At 67.1% G+C, this 22,954-nt stretch carries 20 protein-coding genes and 1 pseudogene; 5 read left to right on the top strand and 16 right to left on the bottom strand.

The genetic code is table 11. From position 1 onward, the window contains the following. Positions 1-19 precede the first annotated feature (19 nt). Both N7I30_RS17950 and N7I30_RS17955 read right to left on the bottom strand, forming a co-directional pair. The gene (locus N7I30_RS17950; RefSeq protein ID WP_024351416.1) at positions 20-601 is read right to left on the bottom strand and encodes a YceD family protein; all 582 of its coding nucleotides are present in this window, start codon (positions 599-601) and stop codon (positions 20-22) included. Beyond that, a complete protein-coding gene (locus N7I30_RS17955; RefSeq protein WP_498640667.1) occupies positions 598-1,137 on the bottom strand; it encodes a ubiquinol-cytochrome C chaperone family protein in 540 nt (179 codons plus the stop codon). Before N7I30_RS17955 ends, N7I30_RS17950 begins: the two co-directional genes overlap by 4 nt. Positions 1,138-1,351: 214 nt before the next feature. Here N7I30_RS17955 and N7I30_RS17960 point away from each other — a divergent pair, with 214 nt between their 5' ends. Further along, a complete protein-coding gene (locus N7I30_RS17960; RefSeq protein ID WP_498640670.1) occupies positions 1,352-1,816 on the top strand; it encodes an outer membrane protein assembly factor BamE in 465 nt (154 codons plus the stop codon). An 85-nt stretch (positions 1,817-1,901) separates the two neighbouring features. Here the strand turns inward: N7I30_RS17960 and N7I30_RS17965 are convergent, their stop codons facing one another. From N7I30_RS17965 to N7I30_RS18005, 9 genes and pseudogenes are all read right to left on the bottom strand, one after another. Further along, the gene (locus tag N7I30_RS17965; protein WP_187391022.1) at positions 1,902-4,052 is read right to left on the bottom strand and encodes a sodium-translocating pyrophosphatase; all 2,151 of its coding nucleotides are present in this window, start codon (positions 4,050-4,052) and stop codon (positions 1,902-1,904) included. Between the two features lie 210 nt (positions 4,053-4,262). Continuing rightward, positions 4,263-5,397 (bottom strand): annotated as a pseudogene (locus N7I30_RS17970) (MFS transporter). Positions 5,398-5,432: 35 nt separating this feature from the next. After that, positions 5,433-5,966 (bottom strand): transcription antitermination factor NusB, encoded by a 534-nt coding sequence (gene nusB / locus N7I30_RS17975; RefSeq protein WP_187391021.1) that lies wholly within the window; start codon positions 5,964-5,966, stop codon positions 5,433-5,435. Positions 5,967-5,968: 2 nt separating this feature from the next. Continuing rightward, positions 5,969-6,418, bottom strand: a complete 450-nt coding sequence (locus N7I30_RS17980) for a 6,7-dimethyl-8-ribityllumazine synthase (RefSeq protein ID WP_024351422.1) — start codon at positions 6,416-6,418, stop codon at positions 5,969-5,971. Between the two features lie 147 nt (positions 6,419-6,565). After that, positions 6,566-7,183 (bottom strand): riboflavin synthase, encoded by a 618-nt coding sequence (locus N7I30_RS17985; protein WP_498640673.1) that lies wholly within the window; start codon positions 7,181-7,183, stop codon positions 6,566-6,568. After that, positions 7,183-8,283: a bifunctional diaminohydroxyphosphoribosylaminopyrimidine deaminase/5-amino-6-(5-phosphoribosylamino)uracil reductase RibD gene (gene ribD / locus N7I30_RS17990; RefSeq protein ID WP_498640839.1), complete on the bottom strand. Its 1,101-nt coding sequence runs from the start codon at positions 8,281-8,283 to the stop codon at positions 7,183-7,185. The genes N7I30_RS17985 and ribD overlap by 1 nt, the downstream gene beginning before the upstream one ends. Before the next feature lie 44 nt (positions 8,284-8,327). After that, on the bottom strand, positions 8,328-8,834 hold the full coding sequence (gene nrdR / locus N7I30_RS17995; RefSeq protein WP_498640675.1) for a transcriptional regulator NrdR: 507 nt from the start codon (positions 8,832-8,834) through the stop codon (positions 8,328-8,330). An 87-nt stretch (positions 8,835-8,921) separates the two neighbouring features. Beyond that, on the bottom strand, positions 8,922-10,238 hold the full coding sequence (glyA, locus tag N7I30_RS18000) for a serine hydroxymethyltransferase (RefSeq protein ID WP_498640677.1): 1,317 nt from the start codon (positions 10,236-10,238) through the stop codon (positions 8,922-8,924). 162 nt (positions 10,239-10,400) lie between these two features. Beyond that, positions 10,401-11,744 (bottom strand): L,D-transpeptidase family protein, encoded by a 1,344-nt coding sequence (locus N7I30_RS18005; RefSeq protein WP_370195527.1) that lies wholly within the window; start codon positions 11,742-11,744, stop codon positions 10,401-10,403. A gap of 516 nt (positions 11,745-12,260) precedes the next feature. On the opposite strand from N7I30_RS18005, the gene N7I30_RS18010 reads away from it, so the two are divergent. Then, positions 12,261-12,734, top strand: coding sequence for an NUDIX hydrolase (locus tag N7I30_RS18010; RefSeq protein WP_230786098.1), 474 nt, complete (start codon positions 12,261-12,263; stop codon positions 12,732-12,734). Here the strand turns inward: N7I30_RS18010 and N7I30_RS18015 are convergent. Continuing rightward, the gene (locus N7I30_RS18015) at positions 12,727-14,232 is read right to left on the bottom strand and encodes an inorganic phosphate transporter (protein ID WP_498640679.1); all 1,506 of its coding nucleotides are present in this window, start codon (positions 14,230-14,232) and stop codon (positions 12,727-12,729) included. The genes N7I30_RS18010 and N7I30_RS18015 overlap by 8 nt on opposite strands. Positions 14,233-14,427: 195 nt before the next feature. Beyond that, positions 14,428-14,613 (bottom strand): DUF3008 family protein, encoded by a 186-nt coding sequence (locus N7I30_RS18020; protein ID WP_188077467.1) that lies wholly within the window; start codon positions 14,611-14,613, stop codon positions 14,428-14,430. Between the two features lie 209 nt (positions 14,614-14,822). On the opposite strand from N7I30_RS18020, the gene N7I30_RS18025 reads away from it, so the two are divergent. The 3 genes from N7I30_RS18025 to N7I30_RS18035 all read left to right on the top strand — a co-directional run bounded on the left by N7I30_RS18025 (position 14,823) and on the right by N7I30_RS18035 (position 18,233). Beyond that, positions 14,823-15,410 carry a DNA-3-methyladenine glycosylase gene (locus tag N7I30_RS18025; RefSeq protein WP_498640681.1) on the top strand — a complete coding sequence of 196 codons (588 nt, stop codon included), beginning with the start codon at positions 14,823-14,825 and terminating at the stop codon, positions 15,408-15,410. Between the two features lie 127 nt (positions 15,411-15,537). Beyond that, positions 15,538-17,436 carry a DNA helicase RecQ gene (gene recQ / locus N7I30_RS18030; RefSeq protein ID WP_498640683.1) on the top strand — a complete coding sequence of 633 codons (1,899 nt, stop codon included), beginning with the start codon at positions 15,538-15,540 and terminating at the stop codon, positions 17,434-17,436. 164 nt (positions 17,437-17,600) lie between these two features. After that, positions 17,601-18,233 (top strand): cold-shock protein, encoded by a 633-nt coding sequence (locus tag N7I30_RS18035; RefSeq protein ID WP_498640685.1) that lies wholly within the window; start codon positions 17,601-17,603, stop codon positions 18,231-18,233. Positions 18,234-18,495: 262 nt separating this feature from the next. On the opposite strand, the gene N7I30_RS18040 is transcribed toward N7I30_RS18035, so the two are convergent. The 3 genes from N7I30_RS18040 to clpX all read right to left on the bottom strand — a co-directional run bounded on the left by N7I30_RS18040 (position 18,496) and on the right by clpX (position 22,878). Next, positions 18,496-18,918 carry a non-specific DNA-binding protein Hbs gene (locus tag N7I30_RS18040; protein ID WP_458363648.1) on the bottom strand — a complete coding sequence of 141 codons (423 nt, stop codon included), beginning with the start codon at positions 18,916-18,918 and terminating at the stop codon, positions 18,496-18,498. 24 nt (positions 18,919-18,942) lie between these two features. Beyond that, complete coding sequence (lon, locus tag N7I30_RS18045) at positions 18,943-21,363, bottom strand: endopeptidase La (RefSeq protein WP_081651953.1); 2,421 nt, start codon at positions 21,361-21,363, stop codon at positions 18,943-18,945. Between the two features lie 246 nt (positions 21,364-21,609). After that, complete coding sequence (gene clpX / locus N7I30_RS18050; protein ID WP_009209288.1) at positions 21,610-22,878, bottom strand: ATP-dependent Clp protease ATP-binding subunit ClpX; 1,269 nt, start codon at positions 22,876-22,878, stop codon at positions 21,610-21,612. Positions 22,879-22,954: the final 76 nt, after the last annotated feature.

Genomic DNA, 22,954 nt, shown 5'->3' on the forward strand with positions numbered 1-22,954 from the left:
AACCGCCGAATTGAAACAGTCATTCGCCCTTGGCGTCCTTGGTCTCGCGCGGCACCAGCGTGGTGAGCACGTCGAAGGCCGAGCGGACGCCCGCCTTGGGGTCGGGATCGGTATCGACGGCCTCGAAGGCGACGTCGGATTCGCGCGGATAGGGATCCAGCCCCAGCGACACCGCTTCCATCAGGAACGGCCCGACGTCGATCTGCGGTCCGCGGAAGGTCTCCGGCGGGTCCTCGCTTTCCAGATCGACGTGGATCTCGTTCTCGCCGGTCTGGGGCACCGGCGCCAGCCGCGAGCCCTCCGGCACGAAGGTGGTTTCGAACGCCTCGTTCAGCGCCTGGCTGACCGGCTCCAGCGTCACGACGCTCTCCTGGACCAGGGTCGCGCGCAGGCTGCCCTTCACCTTCACCCCCTCGCCGCGCCAGCGCGAGGCGGTGAGGTCGGCCCGCAGCTCGCGAACCTCGAGGATATCGAGATGCCGGGCCAGCGCGGCGCGCTCGGCCTCGTTCGCCTCGTAGTGGATCTCGAGGCCGTCGCGCGGCAGCTTCTCGGCGGCGATGTGAAGTCGGATCGGGTCGGGCCCGGTCTGCGGATTGCTCATGGTCTGGTCCCTGGTTGAAGCGTGCCGGCCAGGATCGTCTCGGCCGCTATCGCTCCAAATCGCTCGTTTTCCGCCATCATGTAGGTCGCAAGGCGCGCGCTTGCATCCTCCGGCGCGTCCGCCGGCACCGCCCGGCCTTTCAGGCCGGCCGAAAGGGCCGCCGCGTCGTCGGCGTCGAGCGCGGCATCATAGACCGACACCCGCTCGTAGAAGACGCCGGCCAGCTTGCGCATGCGCTTGGGCACGGACGGATCGCCGACGCCGAGTTCGCGGATCGAATCCTCGATGTCGGTGATGAAGCGATCGACCACCTCCTGCGCCAGCGGCCGCAGGGTCGCCTCGTCCCGGCAGCGCCGCAGGAACAGGAAGACGTGCACCGACAGCGCCTCGAAGCGTCCCATCACCGTGTCGGGAATGGCGCAGGCGAGATAGAGGTCGTCCTGGCGCGACCGGATCACCAGCGCGGCGTAGAGATCGTCGACGACCTCCCGGTTGCGCGCCTTGAGGCGACGGTTGGCTCTGAAACGTTGAAACATTGCTGGGCCGATCGATGGCTACACTGCCATGGGCGGTGCCACAGCGCCGGATCGATTGCAACGCTCCCGCAGGTGCTTTACCAAAACGCATCCGCCGCGCTCGCGCGTCAGCCGGAGGCGTCCGCTCGCGGACATCCCGCCGGCCGGCACTCCCGCGTCGCGGCAACGGACCTGCCAGCCGCGTATCGGCGATGGCCTCAAGGAGTAAGACAGCGTGAAGCCTTCCGTCCGACTCAAGCGCCCTCTCCTCGCCTCGGCCGCCGTTCTGGCCGCACTGACCCTGTCGAACTGCACGACCAGCGAAGTGCTGACCCAGGGCTACGTGATTGACGAAAAGACCGTCGAACTCGTGCCGGTCGGCTCGAGCCGCGAACAGGTGCTGCTGGCGCTGGGCTCACCCTCGACCACGGCGACCTTCGACAATGAGGTGTTCTACTACATCTCGCAGAAGCGGGTCCGGCCGGTCGCCTTCATGAAGCCGCAGCTCGTCGACCAGCGCGTCCTGTCGGTCTATTTCGACGGCGAGGGCCGGGTCGAGCGCATCGCCAATTACGGCCTGCAGGACGGCCAGCCCTTCGACTTCATCTCGCGCACCACGCCGACCGGCGGTCAGGACCGCACCTTCCTCGGCCAGATCCTGTCCGATACCGGCAGCGGCTCGCCGGGCCCGAACCTCTAGGGTTCGCCGACACCGTTACCGCGTCAACGAAAAGGCCCCGCAGGTTTTCGCCTGCGGGGCCTTTCTTGTTTCGGCCAGGCCGCGATCAGTTGTGCGCCAGCACCGCGAGCAGCAGCAGCGCGACGATGTTGGTGATCTTGATCGCCGGATTGACCGCCGGTCCGGCCGTATCCTTGTAGGGATCGCCCACCGTGTCGCCGGTCACCGAGGCCTTGTGGGCGTCGGAGCCCTTCTCGTGACGCACGCCTGCGCTGTCCACGAAGCCGTCCTCGAAGGACTTCTTCGCATTGTCCCAGGCACCGCCACCGGAGGTCATCGAGATGGCGACGAAGATGCCGGTGACGATGACGCCGAGCAGCATCGCGCCCACCGCCGAGAACGCCTGGCTCTTGTCGGCGATCAGATAGACGCCGAAATACACCACGATCGGCGCCAGCACCGGCAGCAGCGACGGCACGATCATCTCGCGGATCGCCGATTTGGTCAGAAGGTCGACGGCCCGTGCATAGTCCGGCCGCTCGGTGCCGGCCATGATGCCCGGCTTCTCGCGGAACTGCCGGCGCACCTCGTCCACCACCGAGCTCGCGGCGCGGCCGACGGCCGTCATCGCGATACCACCGAACAGGAACGGGATGAGGCCGCCGAGCAGCAGACCGACCACGACGAAGGGGTTGGTCAGGGCGAAATCCGGTTCGACGCCCCGGAAATATTCGAAGCCGTTGCCGGCATTCGCCTGCTCGACGAAATAGGCCAGGTCGTAATTATAGGCCGCGAACAGCACCAGCGCGCCAAGACCGGCCGAGCCGATCGCATAGCCCTTTGTAACCGCCTTCGTCGTGTTGCCGACCGCATCGAGCGCGTCCGTCGACTTGCGGACATCCGCCGGCAGCCCGGCCATTTCGGCAATGCCGCCGGCATTGTCGGTGACCGGACCGAAGGCATCGAGCGCCACGATCATGCCGGCGATGCCGAGCATGGCCGTCACGGCGATGCCGGTGCCGTAGAGCCCGGCGAGCTGGAAGGTCGAGATGATGCCGGCGACGATGACGATCGTCGGCAGCGCCGTCGATTCCAGCGAGATGGCGAGGCCCTGGATGACGTTGGTGCCATGGCCCGACACCGACGCCTCGCTGATCGAGCGGACCGGCCGGAAGCCGACGCCCGTGTAGTATTCGGTGATCCAGACGATCAGGCCGGTCACCACGAGGCCGATGATGCCGCAGACGAACAGGTTGAGACCGTTGATGGTCATGCCCGACGCCGCTTGACCGATGTCGCCGAAGCCGATGGTCGCCCAGGTGGCGACGGCGATGCCGACGATCGACAGAAGCGTTGTCGCCCACAGGCCCTTGTAGAGCGCGCCCATGATCGAGCCGTTCGAGCCGAGCCGCACGAAGAACGTGCCGACGATCGAGGTCAGGATGCAGGCACCGCCGATCGCCAGCGGGTAGATCATGACGCTTTCGATGATGTCGGTGCCGGCGAAGAAGATCGCGCCGAGCACCATGGTCGCGACGACGGTCACGGCGTAGGTCTCGAACAGATCGGCTGCCATGCCCGCGCAGTCGCCGACATTGTCACCCACATTGTCGGCGATGGTCGCCGGGTTGCGCGGGTCGTCCTCGGGAATGCCGGCTTCCACCTTGCCGACGAGATCGCCGCCGACATCGGCGCCCTTGGTGAAGATGCCGCCGCCGAGGCGGGCGAAGATCGAGATCAGCGAGGCGCCGAAGCCGAGCGAGACCAGCGAGTCGATGACCGTGCGATCGGACACGTCGAGGCCGATCGAGACCGTCAGGACGTAGAAATACACGGTGACGCCGAGCAGCGCGAGGCCGGCAACCAGAAGGCCGGTGATGGCGCCGGACTTGAAGGCGATGCCGAGACCGAGGCTGAGCGAGCGCGAGCAGGCCTGCGCGGTGCGCACATTGGCCCGGACCGAGACGTTCATGCCGATGAAGCCGGCCAGACCGGACAGGACGGCACCGATGACGAAGCCGACCGCCGCGTAGATCGACAGGAGCAGCGCGGTGACGATCGCCACGACCACGCCGACAATGGCGATCGTCGTGTACTGGCGGGCGAGATAGGCCTGGGCACCCTCGCGAATGGCCCCGGCGATTTCCTGCATCCGGGCGTTGCCCTGGTCGGCCGCAAGGACCGATCGCGTCGCCCAGCCCGCATAGGCAAGAGCCAGCAGCCCGCACAGGGCCACCACTATGAGAATTGTCGGCATGCTGTCCCCTCGATCCGTGCCGGTTTGGTCCGGCAATCTTCGATTGTTCTGCCGAAGACGGGGAAGGCTCCCCGCCTTGCCAAGCGGGTCGAGGTTATATGGAGTCGGCAAGCCGTCAAGCGCCGTGATCTTCGGCACGACGCGGTCGCGGTCAGGCTGGAATTCGGGCGCGTGTCCGTCCGGGCCGGAGGGGCGCCCGGCACGAGGATCTCAGTCGGCGGCCGGTTGCAGCGGCGCGAAGCGCGCCTGCAGGACGAGAACCACGAGACAGACCAGCACCACCGGGAAGACGACCATGTTCATCGTCTCCCATCCGGCGGCCACGAAGGTGCGCCCCGACAGGAAGGAGGCCAGCGAGACCGACGAGAACAGGACGAAGTCGTGCAGGCCTTGCGTCTTGTTCTTCTCCGAGGGGCGATAGGTCTCCGCCACGATGGCGGTGGAGCCGATGAAGCCGAAGTTCCAGCCAAGACCGAGCAGGATGAGGCCGGTCCAGAACTGCCAGACCGCGAGACCCGACAGGGAGACGGCGGCGCTGGCGGCCAGCAGCAGCAGGCCGGTCGCGACGATGCGCTCCTTGCCGAAGCGCTGGATCAGCCGGCCGGTGAAGAAGCTCGGGCCGAACATCGCCAGGACATGCCACTGGATGCCGAGCGTGCTGATGTCCTTGGACAGGCCGCAGCCGACCATGGCCAGCGGTGCGCCGGTCATCACGAAGCTCATCATGGCGAAGCTGCCGACACCGCAGCACAAGCCGGCCAGGAACCGCGGCTGCGCCACGACCGTCGTCAGCGGCCGCGCCGGCAAGGCCCAGGAAGACCAGCCCGATGAAGGCGCCGGCAAATTCCACCGGCAGGAACAGGTCGGCCGTATAGCGCACCGTCTGCGGGCCGATCACCGCGGCGAAGATGCCGCCGGCCAAAACGATGGAGATGGCCCGCGACTGGAACGAGCGGCGCGCGCCGTCGGTGGCGGCGAAGCGATATTGCTGGACGAAGGAGCCGCCGATGCCGATCAGCATCAGCGCGAAGGCGAACAGCCAGAAGCTTTCCTGGAAGAGCGCGGTCGCCGCGACGAGGCCACCGGCCGATGTCACCAGCGCTCCCGAGATGAAGCCGTAGCGCCGGCCGACCGCACGCATCAGCGCGGCGGCCGGTAGTGCGCCAAGGGCGACGCCGAGATTGTAGCCGGTCACCGGCAGGGTCGCGAGCGACTTGTCGGCCAGGAGAAGCCAGGAGCCGGCCAGGCCGCCGATCGAGATGGCGACGGGCCCGGAGGCGCCGCACAGCGCCTGTGCAGCGGCCAGGATGATGGCGTTGCGACGGACGGTCTTTTCGCCGAGCACCGGCCCGGCGGCTGGCGTTGCGGCGACCGGGGCGCTCACGCCGAGGGCTCACCGCCCGCTGCGCCGCGACGTGCGGTCCGGGTCTCGCCGGGCTTCTCGGCCCGCACACTGCGCGCCACGCGGTCGAGCACGGCATTGACCAGGCCGGGTTCGTCGCCGGTGTAGAAGGCCTTGGCGACGTCGATATATTCCGAGACGATCACCGCGACCGGCACGTCCTTGCGGTTCGACAATTCGTAGGTGCCCGCCCGCAGGATCGCCCGCAGCGTCGTGTCGATGCGCGACAGCGGCCAGTCGGTCGGCAGCGATGCGTGGATCTTGGGATCGATCTCGGTCTGGCTGCGGACGACACCCGACACCACGTCGCGGAACCAGCCGGCATCGGCCTCGCGATAGGTCTCGCCGTCGATCTCGCTGCCCAGCCGGAAATTCTCGTATTCGGCGACGGTCTCCAGCAGCGCGGTGCCGCCGACTTCCATCTGGTAGAGGGCCTGCACGGCGGCGAGCCGTGCCGCGCCGCGCTTGTTGGCCTGCTTGACCGGCCGCGCCTGGGGTTCGGAACTGGACATGATCAGGCTCCCATCCGCTCGCGCAGGGCAATCATCGCCAGTGCCGTACGGGCCGCGGCACCGCCCTTGTCCTTGCGCTTGGGGTCGGCCCGGTCGCGGGCCTGTTCCTCGTTCTCGACGGTCAGAATGCCGTTGCCGAGGGCGATCGATTCATGGACCGTCAGGTCGGTCAGCGCCCGGCCCGATTCATTCGAGACCAGCTCGAAATGATAGGTCTCGCCGCGGATCACGCAGCCGAGCGCGACGAAGCCGTCATACTCGGTGCCCGATTCATCGGCTGCGCCGAGGGCGAAACCGATCGCGGCCGGGATCTCCAGCGCACCGGGAACGGTGACGACGTCGAAATCGGCGCCGGCTTCCGTCAGCGCCGCCGTCGCACCGTCCAGAAGGAGGTCTGCGATGGGGTCATAGAAGCGGGCCTCGACGACGAGGAGATTCAGCTTGGCAGCCATTGCGGTATCCTTCGGGGAAGCGATGGCGTGGGTTACCCCTCGCGCGCCCTGCACGCAACAGGACCGAGGCGGCGAAAGCGTGTCGCGACGGGCAAAACCCGCAAAGACATGCAGAAAAGACGATAGGTCTTCGGCTCGCTCGGAGCCTCAGCTCTCCGCCGACCGTGCGCCGAACAGCCGTTCGGCATAGCGCGCGATCTGATCGACCTCGAGATTCACCCTGTCGCCGGCTTTTCGCGTGCCCCAGGTGGTCACGTCCAGCGAGTGGCGGATCAGGAGAACGTCGAAGCGGTCGCCATCGACGCCGTTCACCGTCAGCGAGGTGCCGTCGAGGCAGACGGAGCCCTTGCGGGCGATGAAACGGCTGAGGTCGCGGGGCGCCTGCAGCGTGAAGCGGACCGCCTCGCCCTCCTCGGTGACTGCGACGATCTCCGCCTGCCCGTCCACGTGACCCGACACGAGGTGCCCGCCGATCTCGTCGCCAATCTTCAGGGATCGCTCGAGATTGAGGGCGCTCCCCTCCTCCCAGCTTCCGGCCGTGGTCAGACGCAGCGCCTCCTCCCAGGCTTCCACCTCGAACCATCGGTCGGCGTCGCCCGGCTGGGGCAGCGCCGTCACGGTCAGGCAGACGCCCGAGCAGGCGATGGATGCGCCCAGCGCGATCCCGGCCGGGTCGTATTGGGTGGCGACGCGGAAGCGGCGGCCGGCGTCGAGGCGCTCGGTGCGCACGATCCGGCCGACGTCGGTGACGATCCCGGTGAACATCAGGCGGCCCTTCTCTCGAACTCGTACCAATGGTCGTCGCCGAAGCGATATTCGCGGACCAGGCGGAAGCGGCTGCGCGCCGTGGCGACATCGATGGGCGCGCGCACGCCCTCCTCGCCGATCTCCACGGGCCCCTGCACCAGGATCAGCCGGTCTACGAGATCGCTGTCGAGGAAACTGGCGCCGGTCTCGGCGCCGCCCTCCACCAGCACGCTCGCAACGCCCGTCGCCGCCAGATCCTCCAGCAGTTCGGGCAGTGCGATGCGCCCGGTCTCCGGATCGGCCTCGCAGGCGATGAACTGCACGCCCTGCCGGGCCAGCGCCGCCCGGCGCTCGGGATCGGCGCTGGCGAGGGTGGCGATCAGCGTCGGCGTCTCGGCGGCGGTGCGCGCGATGGTCAGCTCCGGTGGGGTCCGCAGCCGCGGATCGAGCACGATGCGGTTGGGCGACCGGTCGGCCATGCCCGGCAGACGGCAGTCGAGCCGCGGATCGTCTTCCTGCGCGGTCCCGGCACCGATCAGAATGGTATCGTGGCGGCCCCGAGCCAGATGGGTCTGGGCGTCGGCGACGGCCCCGGTGATCTTCACCTGGCCGCCGCCGCGAATACCGATCCGGCCATCGCGGGACAGCGCCATCTTCAGGAGGATTTCCGGCCGGCCCGCGCCATGCCGGGTCAGATAGCCCGAGATGGGCGCGGCGGCCTCGGCGGCCATGACGCGCGGGGTGACCGACAATCCGCCGGCCCGCAGGATCGCGTGGCCGCGGCCGTCGACACGCGGGTCGGGATCGGCCGCCGCCGAAACGACGCGCGTGATTCCCGCCGTCACCAGCGCCTCGGCGCAGGGGGGCGTGCGGCCGTGATGGGCGCAGGGCTCCAGCGTGACATAGGCAGTGGCGCCGCGCGCAAGCTCACCGGCTTCGGCGAGCGCGCCCGTCTCGGCATGCGGCCTGCCACCGATCGCGGTGACACCGCGCCCAACGATGCGCGGGCCGGTCTCGTCGTCGCGCACGATCAGCGTCGCGACGGACGGGTTGGTCGCCGTGCGTCCGACATGGCGCTGGGCGTAGCGGATAGCGGCCGCCATGAAGCGCCGGTCCATTTCGGTGGCCGGACGTTCGGGGCTCGTCGAAGTGCCCTGCCCGGTCACGAGGAGGTCTCGTCGGGCGGGGTCTCGTCCTCGTCGATCGCCGCGGCGCCGTCGCCGCGTCCCAGCTCGCCGATCAGCGACTGGAAATCGCGAGCCTCGCGGAAATCGCGATAGACGGAGGCGAAGCGGACATAGGCGACGTCATCGAGCCCCTTCAGGGCCTCCATGACCATCTCGCCCAGCGCTTCGGACCGCACTTCCTGTTCGCCGGACTGCTCGAGCCGGCGCACGATGCCGGAGATCAGCCGCTCGACCCGGTCGGGATCGACGGAGCGCTTGCGCAGCGCCACCTCGACCGAACGGGCCAGCTTGTCGCGATCGAACGGCACCTTGCGGCCGGACTTCTTCAGCACCTGAAGCTCGCGGAGCTGGATGCGCTCGAAGGTCGTGAAGCGACCGTTGCAATCCGGGCAGACCCGCCGGCGCCGGATCGTGCCGCCATCCTCGGCGGGGCGCGAATCCTTCACCTGACTGTCCTGCGAGCCGCAATAGGGACAGCGCATGGCACCTCTTCGATCCTGGAAGCGATCATGCGTGCCGATGGCCGACGCGCATGATCCCTGGCTGGGCCGTACCGGCCCGGGCGGCTGTCAGAGGCCTTCGTAGATCGGGAACCGGTCCGTCAGCGCGACGACCTTCTCCTTCACCGCAGCCTCGACGGCGGCGTTGCCCTCTTCGGAGTTCGCCGCCTTCAGGCCATCGAGCACCTCGACGATCATCCGGCCGACTTCCTGGAACTCCGGCACGCCGAAGCCGCGGCTGGTGGCCGCGGGGGTGCCGAGCCGGATGCCCGAGGTCACCATCGGCTTTTCCGGGTCGTTGGGCACGCCGTTCTTGTTGCAGGTGATGTTGGCCCGGCCGAGCGCCAGTTCCGACGCCTTGCCGGTCAGGCCCTTCGGCCGCAGATCGACGAGCATCAGATGGGTGTCGGTGCCGCCCGACACGATGTCGACGCCGCCCTCGCGCAGCGTCTCCGCCAGCGCCCGCGCATTCTCGCAGACCGCCCCGATATAGGAGCGGAAGCCCGGCGTCAGCGCCTCGCCGAAGGCCACGGCCTTGCCGGCGATGACATGCATCAGCGGTCCGCCCTGCAGACCTGGGAACACCGCCGAGTTGATCTTCTTGGCGATCGCCTCGTCATTGGTCAAGACGATGCCGCCGCGCGGACCGCGCAGGGTCTTGTGGGTCGTCGAGGTGGCGACATGGGCGTGCGGGAACGGGCTCGGGTGGAGACCCGCGGCCACGATGCCGGCGAAATGCGCCATGTCGACCCACAGATACGCCCCGACCTTGTCGGCGATCGCCCGGAAGCGGGCGAAGTCGATCTGGCGCGAATAGGCCGAACCGCCCGCCACGATGATCGCCGGCTTGTTCTCGATGGCCAGCGCCTCGACCTGGTCGTAGTCGATCAGGCCGGTCTCCAGGTCGAGACCATACTGCACGGCGTTGAACCAGCGGCCCGAGAGATTGGGCTTGGCGCCATGGGTCAGATGGCCGCCGGCGTCGAGGCTCATGCCGAGCAGCGTATCGCCCGGCTTCGACAGGGCAAGCAGCACCGCCTGGTTGGCCTGGCTGCCGGAATTGGGCTGCACATTGGCGAATTCGCAGCCGAACAGCTGCTTGACCCGGTCGATGGCCAGGGTCTCGACGACGTCGACGAACTCGCAGCCGCCATAATAGCGCCGGCCCGGATAGCCCTCGGCATATTTGTTGGTCAGCACCGAGCCCTGCGCCTCGAGTACGGCGCGCGACACGATGTTCTCGGACGCGATCAGTTCGATCTCGTGGCGCTGGCGCGACAGTTCGTTGCCGACGGCGCCGAAGATGTCGGGGTCGCGGTCGGCCAGCGAGGCGGTGAAGAAATCGCCGAACTCACGCGACGCATCGTTACGAATGGCCTGGCTCATGATGGTCTCCTTCGGGCGGCGCGGCGACCCGGCGGGGTCCTGCCACGAGATGGCTGCGCCAATACCATAGCCGCTAGCGCAGCACCAACGGCGAAAGGCCGCGCATGAAAAAGGCCGGGCGCATTGCTGCACCCGGCCCGCATGTCGTCGCGTTGGCTTGGCTCAGTAGCCGTCGTCGCCGCGGGCGTAGGGGTTCTGCTGGTTCGGCGCATAGGCCGTCGCCGTCAGTTCGCTCATCGCCAGCTGCTCGACGCCGTCGCGGTGATAGATATCGTCGCGGAACTGCACGACCGTCGGGTCGGTCGCCCAGGCGGTGATGTAGGTGAAATGCACCGGCACCGGGTTCAAAAGGTCGATGTCCTGACGCTCGCGGGCGGCGATCACCTGCTCGATGCGCTGGCGATCCCAGCCCGGCACGTCGCGGGCTAGCCAGACGATCAGGTCGCGCACGTTCTGCACGCGCACGCAGCCCGACGATTCGAACCGCATCAGCTCCGAGAACAGGCTCTGCTGCGGCGTATCGTGCATGTAGACCGCATGCGGGTTCGGGAAGTTGATCTTCACCGACGCCATCGCGTTGATCTTGCCCGGATCCTGGCGGAACAGGTACTTCACCGCCTCTTCCGTGTTCCAGTCGATCGTCTGCGGCGGGATTTCCTGACCATTGCCGTCGAAGATGCGGATGGCGTTCCGCTCCAGATAGGTCGGGTCCTTCTGCATCAGCGGGATGATGTCCTTGCGGACGATCGACACCGGGGCATGCCAGTACGGGTTCAGGTTGAGATTGGTGATGCGCGAGTCGAGGATCGGCGTCTGCCGGTCGACCTTGCCGACGACCGCCGTATGGCGCTGCACGACGCGGCCGTTCTCGACGGCCTCGATCGAGGCGGCCGGAATGTTGACCACGACGTAGCGCTGGCCGAGATCGGTGGCGACCTTCTCGCGAAGACGCTGCAGATTGGTCTGGAGCTGGCCGAGACGCAAATCGGCGCCGACATTCATCGCCTTGTAGGTGTGCCCCGAGACGACGCCGTCGGCCGGAAGGCCGTGGCGGGCCTGGAAGCGCTTCACCGCCGCATCGACATAGGTATCGAAGGCGGGCGATCCGCCGGCATTGCTGCCGAGGTCGCCGGCGATCGCCAGGCGCTGCCGCAGCACGGGCACGGTGCGAGACTGCACGCCGATCTTCAGCGTTTCGCCTTCCGGCACCATCGGCCAGCCGCCGCCCTGCACGATGGCGGAATAGCTGTTGATCGCCTCCTGCAGCGAATAGATCGTGTTTTCGGAGAGCACCGGGGAGTTCGAGGCGACCTGACGGACGTTGGAGCCGCGCGTGTCGAACTGATCGTCCCAATTGCCGCGGGTCGGCGCCTGCAGCAGTTCGCCGAGGGCGTTCTGCGCAAAGGCGGCACCGGGCAGCATCGCTGCACTGGCGGCCGCCGTGCCGAGCACGAAGCGACGGCGGCTGAGCCGCTTGCCGTTGCACGCGTCGTTGGAAATCGTCATCGAAACTCCTCGTGGATATGCACGTCCCTGCAGAACCTAGCCCGTCATGGTAAACGGAAGCTGACGGGTCTTGCCGGATTCGCCCGCTGACCAAGCGTTACAAGCTCGTAACGCACTCCAATATGGCCAAAGCATGAAGCCGGAAGTCCGCCTGGCACGGCCTTGCGGGCTATCGCCGCGACCGTGTCCGAACGGCCACCGATGCGTCGCGCGATTCACGCAAGCGTGAAGACAAACGCTTGGCGCCACAGGGCTTTTCCTGTCGCCCCGGGCAGCAGGGGCTAGAAAGCGCACGAGGTGCGCCCTATAACTCATGCACGGATGATACGCTGCGATTCGATATTTGCCGCCATGCCTTTTGGCAGGCGCCGCGCGCGCTCGCTGCGACACAGTCTTTAAAGGCAACTTGCCGCCGCCAGATCGGGGCAAGTTCAATGCAGTTGATATGATGATGATCTGCTTTGCGCGCGCCGGGATGGCCTGCACGCCGAGCGGAATGAGAGAGGAACCGGCTCCATGATGGAAGTGCTGCGCGAAAGACTCGCCGAACGTTCGATGCTGCGCGGCAGCGACCCCTCGGGCACCCAGACCGGGACGATCCCCTATGCGGTGGTCGGCGACCAGCCGGTCTTCCTCCTGATCACCTCGCGCCGGACCGGCCGCTGGATCTTTCCGAAGGGCTCCCTGATGGAGGGTCTGGCCCCCTGGGAGAGCGCCGCGCAGGAAGCCTTTGAGGAAGCCGGTGTCGAGGGTCACGTCGATCCGGCTCCGCTCGGCACCTACCGCACGCTCAAGCGCGGGCTTCGCCAGACCAAGGTCCTCGACGTGACGCTCTATCCGCTGCGGGTCGAGCAGCAGCACGACGCCTGGCAGGAAATGCGCCAGCGCTACCGGCACTGGGCGACTTTCGCCGAAACCCGCCGCCTCTTGACGGAAAAGCCGGTCGTCGAATTGACCGAGAAGCTCTATCGCCGGCTGACCGCTAGCTGACGACCATCGCCGACATGGCGAGGTAGAGCAGCGCCGAGAGCAGAGCTGCCGCAGGCACCGTGATCACCCAGGCGGCGGCGATGCCGAACAGGTGCTGACGCCGCACCAGACGCCGCCGCTCCCGCTTCTGGTAATTGGCGATCGCCTCCTCCGGCGTCGCGTTCAGCCGCGACGTCTTCAGGAACAAAGTCCGCGGCTGCACGCCGGGATTGACCAGCCCGCGGTTCGACTTGAACTCGCGCAGGAAGCCGACGCCGAAGATCGCGCCCACCGCGATATGGGTCGAGGACACCGGCAGGCCGAGGCTCGAGGCCAGCAGCACCGTGATCGCGGCCGACAGCGCGACGCAATAGGCGCGGATCTCGTTCATCTTGGTGATTTTCTCGCCGACGGTGCGGATCACCCGCGGTCCGAACAATGCGAGGCCGACGGCGATGCCGATCGCGCCGATCGACAGCACCCAGAGCGGCAGGACCACCTGCCCGTCGGCGGTCGATCCCGACGTGGCGGTCGCCACGATCGCGGCCAGCGGTCCGACCGCATTGGCGACGTCGTTGGCGCCATGGGCAAAGGAGAGCAGCGCGGTCGCGAAGATCAGCGGCGGCACGAACAGGCCGCTGATCGTCTTGATCCGGCTGTCCATCCCCGTGGAACGCCGGCGGATCCAGGGCCGCGCGACGAGCCAGCCGACGATGGCGAAGGCCAGCCCGCCCGCCAGCACATGCATCGGCTCCGGCTTCCACAGCCGCTTCAGGCCCTTGGTCATCAGATACATGGCGAAGATGCCGGACATCAGCGCCACCAGCACCGGCACCCAGCGCCGGGCCGCCGCGAGACGGTCCTCGCGGTTGAGAATCAGGGTCTCGACCAATGCCAGGAGCAGCGCCGCGATGCCGCCGCCCAGCGCCGGCGAAATGATCCAGCTCGCGACGATCGCGCCCAGCATCGGCCACGCGACGATCCCGGCGCCGGCTGCCGCCACGCCGGAGCCGACGACACCGCCGACGATGGCGTGGGTGGTGGAGATCGGCGCGCCGAAGACGGTTGCCAGATGAATCCACAGGCCGGCCGCCAGGAACGCCGCCATCATGATCAGGATGAAGTCGATCGCCTCCATCGCCGCGTGCGGCTGCAGGAGATCGCGGGAGATCGTGCTGACCACGTCGCCGCCGGCGATGATGGCGCCCGCGCCCTCGCAGACCGCGGCGATGGCCAGCGCACCGGCCAGCGTCAGCGCCTTCGACCCGACGGCCGGGCCCATGTTGTTGGCAACGTCGTTGGCGCCGACATTCAACGCCATGTAGCCGGCGATCACCGCGGCGATGACGACGAGATAGGTCAGCGGACCATCGGCCACGAAGACGCTGGCCAGCGCCATCGCCCCCAGAAGGAAGAGCACCGCCATGCCGGGCGCCGCGACCGAGCGGGCCGAACCGTAGGTGGCCGTTTCCAGTGAAACGACCTTTTTCAGATCCTTGTCGAGGGCGCTTTTCGGCATCGCTAGAAGACTGCTCCGTCACATGATGTCGGGCGCCCTTAGCACATGTGTTCCCCGATGCACGCCGCGGCTCACGATGCCGGCGCCGCTGTCGCACAAGCGCCACGGCGTCTTGGCCGGCCTCGCCTCCCCGATACGGCAACAGCCGGCAGGGTTACCTGCCGGCTGTTGGTTGCAACGCGAAGAACGGTGGCGCTAGTCGGACTTGTGCTCCGGCTTGCCCTTGCGCTCGGTGGACGCCATGTCGTCGAGCTCTTTCTCGCTCATCGATTCGTACATGCCTTTCGACGCGCCCTGCAGATCGGAGACCTTGGTGTCGCCGCGCTTGGCGGACAGGGCCGCGCCGGCGGCCTTCTGCTGTGACTTGGACTGAGCGGGCATGGATACCTCCTCGAGTTGCCTCGACCGCGAAACGTCCTGGCGTCGATGCCGTTCCCGACTACCGCCATCCGGCGGGCAACCTATGTGGCAAGGCGCCGGACGCGCGAAATCGATGCGTTCCGCCTCGCCGCAGTCGGAACGAAACGGCGCGCCGTGCGTCGTCGAAGCACCGCCGATCGCCAAGCGCCCTAAACAGCCACCGCCGAGCCATGATGATCCCAACGCGCTTCTTCGACCGTGACGTCGTGTCCGTCGCCCGGGACCTGATCGGTGCGACGCTCGTCGTCGACGGCACCGTCGGCGGCACGATCGTCGAGACCGAGGCCTACGACCAGCAGGACCCCGCCTCCCACAGCTTCAAGGGCGCCACGGCGCGCAACGCCGCGATGTTCGGCGAACCGGGTCGGGCCTATGTCTATCGCTCCTACGGCATCCACTGGTGCCTCAATTTCGTCTGCGAGGCGCCGGGCAATGCCAGCGCCGTCCTGATCCGGGCGATCGAACCGACGCTCGGCCTCGACACCATGGCGACGCGGCGCGGCCTCGCCGACATCCGCAAGCTTTGCGCCGGTCCGGGACGACTCACCCAGGCTCTCGGGATTACCGCCGCGCAGGATGGCTGCCGGCTCGACGCGCCGCCGTTCCGGCTGGAGCCGGCAGCCGCATCGCCGCAGATCGTCGTCGGGCCACGAATCGGCATCACCAAGGGCGCCGAGACGCCGTGGCGGTTCGGCCTCGCGGGCTCGCGCTTTCTCAGCGCCCGCTTTCCGGTCGACGCCCGACCGGGCGACGCATGACCTTGACGTGGCCCCGTCACGGGCCGCCGCCGGCACGTGACGGATCGCCGCCGGTCCGACACCGGCCGACGAGTTGCGTTGCGCCGCCCGATGACCGACCCTCGCGCGGCGATTCCCGGAGACGATGATGCAGCAAGAAGGACGCCGGTCCGCCGGGCCGGCCAAGACCGATCCCCTGTTCGACAGGAACGGCCCGACGCAGGCGACCAATGCCGGCGCGACGGCCGATCCGCGCGAGATGCTGCGGACGGTCTTCGGCCACGCGGCCTTTCGCGGCCAGCAGGAAGCGGTGGTCGACCAGGTCGTCGCCGGCGGCGATGCCGTCGTCCTGTTCCCGACCGGCGCGGGCAAGTCGGTCTGCTACCAGATCCCGTCGCTCTGCCGTCCCGGCGTCGGCATCGTCGTCTCGCCGCTGATCGCGCTGATGCACGACCAGGTCGAGGGCCTGCGCCAAGCCGGCGTCAACGCCGCCTCCCTGAACTCGTCCATGAGCGACGAGGAGCGCGACACGGTGCGCGCCGACCTTCTCGCCGGCAGACTCGACCTTCTCTACGTCACGCCGGAGCGGATCGTCAGCGAGGGGTTCCGGCGCACGCTCTCGCGTGTCCGCATTGCTCTCTTCGCCATCGACGAAGCCCATTGCGTCAGCGCCTGGGGCCACGATTTCCGGCCCGAATACCGGCTGCTCGAAACCCTTGCCGACGATTTCCCGTCGGTGCCGCGGATCGCCCTGACCGCGACCGCTGATCCGACGACGCGGGCCGACATCATCGAGCGCCTGCGGCTGACCCACGCGCCGGTCTACATGACCAGCTTCGACCGGCCGAACATCCGCTACGCCATCGTCGAGCGCGACAATCCGAAGAAGCAGCTCCTGTCGTTCCTGGAACGCCATGAAGGCGCCAGCGGCATCGTCTACTGCCTGTCACGCCGCAAGGTGGAAGAGACGGCGGCCTGGCTGAACACCCAGGGCATCCGCGCCCTGCCCTACCATGCGGGTCTCGATGCCGGCGTGCGCGCGGCCAACCAGGCGGCCTTCCTCAACGAAGAGAATCTCTGCCTCGTCGCGACCGTGGCCTTCGGCATGGGCATCGACAAGCCGGACGTGCGCTTCGTCGCCCATCTCGACCTGCCCTCGTCGGTCGAGGCCTATTACCAAGAGACCGGCCGCGCCGGCCGTGACGGCCAGCCGAGCGACGCCTGGATGGCCTACGGGATGCAGGACGTGGTCCAGCGCCGGCGGATGATCGATCAGGGCGGCTCGGAGGAAACCATCAAGCGGGTCGAGCGCGCCAAGCTCGACGCCCTTCTGGCCATCTGCGAGACAGCCGAATGCCGCCGCGCCGCCATCCTCGCCCATTTCGGCGAGCACCACGAGGGGCGTTGCGGCAATTGCGACACCTGCCTGTCGCCGGTCGAGACCTGGGACGGCACCGAGGCGGCGGTCAAGCTCCTCGCCGCCGTCTACCGCACCGGCGAGCGGTTCGGCTCGGGCCATGTGATCGATGTTCTCACCGGCAAGGCGACCGACAAGGTCGTGCGCGCCGGCCAGGACGGCATCCCGGTCTTCGGCGCCGGCAAGGACACCGAACAGCGCGTCTGGCAGTCGGTCGCCCGCCAGCTCACCGCATCTGGCCTTCTGACCATCGACCACGCCGCTTTCGGCGCCCTGAAGCTGGGCGAGGATGCCCGCGCCGTGTTCCGCGGCGAGCGCAAGGTGATCCTGCGCAAGGATCGGGTCCGCAAGGCCACACAGTTCCGCCGCAGCGATCATGCGACGGAAGGGATGGACGAGACCGCCGCGACGCTGTTCGAGGCGCTGCGCCAGGAACGGCTGCGGCTTGCCAAGGAGCAGCAGGTCCCGCCCTACATGGTGTTTTCCGACGCGACCCTCAGGGCCATGGCCGAGCGGCGACCGCATGATGCCGACGCCTTGCACGCGGTTCCGGGCGTCGGTCTCGCCAAGCTGGAACGCTACGGCGACACCTTCCTCGCCGTCATCGCCGATGCGGCGGAACGCGCCTGACAGCGATATTTCGCCGTCGCATGCGCGACCATTTGCTGGTAAATCATTCGCGGGAAACAGCTATCGCGCGAGCGGAGGATGTAAAACGCATCCTCTGCCGCTTGCGCGTGATGCCGTTTCCTTTACATATTCCGCAATCCGAACATGTCCAAGCTGAGACCACCATGGGTAAATACCGAGACCACCGCGACACGCGCCGCCGCGGATTCGATGATGACGGCGCCTTGCCGGCGGAGCGGGATGCCGAGCCGAGCTACTTCCAGCGCTCGTCGCCCGCGGGCGGGTCCGGCGGATCGCTGCCGTCCGACGCAGAAGTGATGTGGTTCAACGCCACCAAGGGCTTCGGCTTCGTGAAGGCCACCGACGGCACCGAGGCATTCCTGCACGTGCGGGCCCTCGAGGCGGCCGGCGCCAGCGCCGACGGCGTGACCGAAGGCACCCGCCTCACGGTCCGGATCGACCAGGGCCAGAAGGGCATGCAGGTCACCGAAGTGCTCTCGGTTGCGGCCGGCTCCGGCAATCCCGCACCGGCACGCGCCCGTCCTGCGCCCCAGCGCCAGGGCGGCGGTGCTCCCGGCGGTCCCGAGGAAGAGGCCACCGGCACGGTCAAATGGTACAATGCCGACAAGGGCTTCGGCTTCATCGGCCTCGACGACGGCGCCGGCAAGGACGTCTTCGTCCATGCCACGGCCCTCAACCGCTCCGGCCTGACCACCCTCGCCGACGGCCAGAAGGTCACCGTCCGCTTCGTCCAGGGCAACAAGGGCCCGGAAGCACGGACCCTCAGCGCCGACTGATACGCCGCGGGGCGGGCCTTCCCGCCTGCCCCGCCGGCAGCCGTCCGCAGCGCCATGCCGCGCGGACCGCACCCTGCCAGCGGCACCCCTGCCCGCTCCGGCCCTGCCGCACATTTTCTCCGATTTCTGATTGCAAGCCACGACGCCGGCCTTTGTTCGCTGTGCGATGCCGGCCCCTGAAACGCAAAACACCGGTCAGGCTTGCGCCTGGACCGGTGTCTTTACGTTCGCACTGCTGCGGCCGCAGGGGCCACGCCAGGACTTACTTGTTGTTGACGGCGTCCTTGAGACCCTTGCCGGCAGCGAACTTCGGCACGTTGCGGGCCGGGATGTCGACCTCGGCACCGGTCGAGGGGTTGCGGCCCTTGGAGGCGGCGCGATGCGACACCGAGAAGGTGCCGAAGCCGACGAGGCGGATGTCGTCGCCCTTCGCCATGGTGGCCTGCAGCGTGTCGAACACCGCGTCCACTGCGGAGCTGGCGTCCTGCTTGGACAGGTCAGCCTTCTCGGATACGGCGGCGATCAGTTCATTCTTGTTCATGGATACCCTCCTTTTATCGTTGGCGCATCTTAGCGATCCGTGAGTACGGCCGCGACTTTCGCGGATGATACAACGTTCTGCAACGCCAAAGCCCCTGTTTTCAGGGCTTTGGGGCAAAAAAATGCCGCCGACGAGCGGCGGCATTACTAACAAGATGTGAAGGTGAGCCTAGTGGGCAACAGCCGTGGCGCCGTTTTCCACCAGCGGCTGACCGGACATCGGCTCGTCCACTTCCGACCATTCGACCGGAGTCGGCATCTCGATCAGCGCGTGCCGCAGCACCTCGCCCATCCGCGACACCGGCACGATCTCCAGCCCGTTCTTCACATTGTCCGGGATGTCGGCCAGATCCTTGGCGTTTTCCTGCGGAATCAGCACCTTCTTGATGCCGCCACGCAGCGCCGCCAGGAGCTTCTCCTTCAGGCCGCCGATCGGCAGGACCCGCCCACGCAGGGTGATCTCGCCGGTCATGGCGATATCGCGGCGCACCGGAATGCCCGTGAGCACCGAGACGATGGCCGTGGCCATGCCGACACCGGCGGACGGGCCGTCCTTCGGCGTCGCGCCTTCCGGCACGTGGACGTGGATGTCCCGCTTCTCGAACAGCGGCGGCTTGATGCCGTAGTCGAGGGCCCGCGACCGGACATAGGAGGCCGCAGCCGAGATCGACTCCTTCATCACCTCCTTGAGGTTGCCGGTCACCGTCATCTTGCCCTTGCCGGGCATCATGACGCCTTCGATCGTCAGCAATTCGCCGCCGACCTCGGTCCATGCCAGCCCGGTCACCACGCCGACCTGATCCTCGGTCTCCGCTTCGCCGTAGCGATAACGCGGCACGCCGAGATAGTCCGACAGATTCGCGGCCGTGACCTCGATCTTGCTCTCTTCGCCCTTGAGGATCTTGGTGACGGCCTTGCGGGCGAGCGTCATCAGCTCGCGCTCGAAGTTCCGCACGCCGGCCTCGCGGGTGTAGCGACGGGCGATCTCCTGCAGCGCATCGGCGCTGACGGAAAACTCCTCGGGCTTCAGCGCATGGTCGCGGATCGCCTTCGGCAGCAGGTGCCGCGACGCGATCTCGACCTTCTCGTCCTCGGTGTAGCCGGCGATGCGGATGATCTCCATCCGATCCATCAGCGGCGCCGGGATGTTCAGCGTGTTGGCCGTCGTCACGAACATGGTCGAGGACAGATCGTATTCGACCTCGAGATAGTGATCGACGAAGCTGGCGTTCTGCTCGGGATCGAGCACCTCCAGAAGCGCCGACGACGGATCGCCGCGGAAGTCCTGGCCCATCTTGTCGATCTCGTCGAGAAGGAACAGCGGGTTGGTCTTCTTGGCCTTCTTCATCGACTGGATGACCTTGCCGGGCATCGAGCCGATATAGGTCCGCCGGTGGCCTCGGATCTCGGCCTCGTCACGCACGCCGCCCAGCGCCATGCGCACATATTCGCGGCCGGTCGCCTTGGCGATCGACTTGGCGAGCGAGGTCTTGCCGACTCCCGGAGGGCCGACGAGGCACAGGATCGGCCCCTTCAGCTTCGACTGGCGGCTCTGCACGGCCAGATACTCGACGATCCGCTCCTTGACCTTCTCGAGCCCGAAATGATCGGCTTCGAGAACGTCCTCGGCCTTCTTCAGATCCACCTTGACGCGCGACTTCACGCCCCAGGGCAGCCCGAGGATCCAGTCCAGATAATTGCGCACGACCGTCGATTCGGCGGACATGGGCGACATCTGCTTCAGCTTCTTCATCTCGGCGGCGACCTTCTCGCGCGCCTCCTTGGAGAGCTTGGTCTTCTTGATCCGGTCTTCCAGCTCGGCCATCTCGTCGCGGCCGTCCTCGCCGTCGCCGAGTTCCTTCTGGATCGCCTTCATCTGCTCGTTCAGGTAGTACTCGCGCTGGGTCTTCTCCATCTGGCGCTTGACGCGCGAGCGGATACGCTTCTCCACCTGCAGAACCGAGATCTCCGATTCCATGAAGCCGAGGGCCTTTTCCAGCCGCTCGCGCACGCTGATCATCGCCAGCATGTCCTGCTTCTCGGGAATCTTGATCGCCAGATGCGAGGCGACCGTGTCGGCGAGCTTCGAGTAGTCCTCGATCTGGCCGGCAGCCCCCACCACTTCGGGCGAGATCTTCTTGTTCAGCTTGACGTAGTTCTCGAACTCCGAGACCACCGAACGCGCCAGCGCCTCGATCTCGACCGGGTCTTCCTCGGTCTCCTCGATCAGGCTGGCGGAGGCCTCGTGCCACTCGGTCCGCGGCGAGAAGCTCTCGATCTTCGCCCGGCCCATGCCTTCGACCAGCACCTTCACGGTGCCGTCCGGGAGTTTCAGGAGCTGCAGCACGTTGGCCACGGTGCCGATCTCGTAGATCGCATCCGCGGTCGGGTCCTCGTCGGAGGCGTTCTTCTGGGTCGCAAGCAGGATCTGCTTGTCGGCACCCATCACCTCCTCGAGCGCCTTGATCGATTTTTCGCGGCCGACGAAGAGCGGCACGATCATGTGCGGAAACACGACGATGTCGCGCAGCGGCAGAACCGGGTACAGAGCCGCCCCGGCGGCACCCTGGCGTTCTTGCATATCAGACATGGTATTCCTTTCTACGGCATCCTCGCCGTGTTCGGCCACCGATCCTGCGCCTTCTTCGAAGCGCGCAGGTCCAGCGCCATCACGACCGTAATGTGGGCGTCACACGCCTGCTATTCAAGCGATTCGGCAGCGGGACGCGGGTGCTGTCCGATGTCGCAGGCGGCGGTCCTCGAAAATGAAAAGCCCGCCCCGGCGCCAAGCCGGGACGGGCTCATAAGCCGTCAAACCTCGCCTTGATGATTCACATCAGGCGCTGACGTTTTCCTTTTCGCCGTTCCGCTCGGAATAGATATAGAGCGGGCGGGCATTGCCGTCGATCACGTCCTCGGAGATCACGACTTCCTGCACGCCTTCCAGCGTCGGCAGGTCGAACATCGTGTCGAGGAGCATGGCTTCCATGATCGAGCGCAGGCCGCGGGCGCCGGTCTTGCGCTCGATCGCCTTGCGGGCGATGGCGCGCAGCGCGTCCTCGTGGAACGACAGCTCGACATTCTCCATCTCGAACAGGCGCTGGTACTGCTTGACCAGTGCGTTCTTCGGCTCTTCCAGGATCTGGACCAGCGCCGCCTCGTCGAGGTCCTCGAGCGTCGCCAGAACCGGCAGACGGCCGACGAACTCGGGGATGAGACCGAACTTCAGGAGATCCTCGGGCTCGACCTGACGGAACACGTCTCCCGTGCGCCGGTCGTCGGGACCCGCGACATTCGCCGCGAAGCCGATCGAGGTCTTGCGACCGCGATCCGAGATGATCTTGTCGAGACCGGCAAAGGCGCCGCCGCAGATGAACAGGATGTTCGCCGTGTCCACCTGCAGGAATTCCTGCTGCGGGTGCTTGCGGCCGCCCTGCGGCGGAACCGAAGCGACGGTGCCTTCCATGATCTTCAACAGCGCCTGCTGGACGCCCTCGCCCGATACGTCGCGGGTGATCGAGGGATTGTCCGACTTGCGGCTGATCTTGTCGATCTCGTCGATATAGACGATGCCGCGCTGGGCGCGCTCGACATTGTAGTCGGCCGACTGCAGCAGCTTGAGGATGATGTTCTCGACATCCTCGCCGACATAGCCGGCTTCGGTCAGCGTGGTCGCGTCCGCCATGGTGAACGGCACGTCGAGGATGCGGGCCAGCGTCTGCGCGAGCAGCGTCTTGCCGCAACCGGTCGGGCCGATCAGCAGGATGTTGGACTTCGCCAGTTCGACGTCATTGCTCTTGGCTGCGTGGGCGAGCCGCTTGTAATGGTTGTGCACGGCGACGGAGAGCACCTTCTTGGCGAAGGACTGCCCGATCACGTAGTCGTCGAGAACCGCGATGATTTCCTGCGGGGTGGGGACACCCTCCCGCGACTTCACCATGGAGGATTTGTTTTCCTCCCTGATGATATCCATGCACAGCTCGACGCACTCGTCGCAGATAAAGACCGTCGGCCCGGCGATCAGCTTACGGACTTCGTGCTGGCTCTTCCCGCAGAAAGAGCAGTAGAGCGTGTTCTTGGAGTCGCCGCCGCTCGTTTTGCTCATGCGTCTTTCCTTCCGATCCGGTCCCCTCCAGGGATCCGTTTCTCGTTTGGTCTACCGAACCTAGTGCCCCCGGCCC

Origin of the sequence: Aurantimonas litoralis, from assembly GCF_026153195.1 — a bacterium.
Lineage (GTDB): Bacteria > Pseudomonadota > Alphaproteobacteria > Rhizobiales > Rhizobiaceae > Aurantimonas > Aurantimonas coralicida.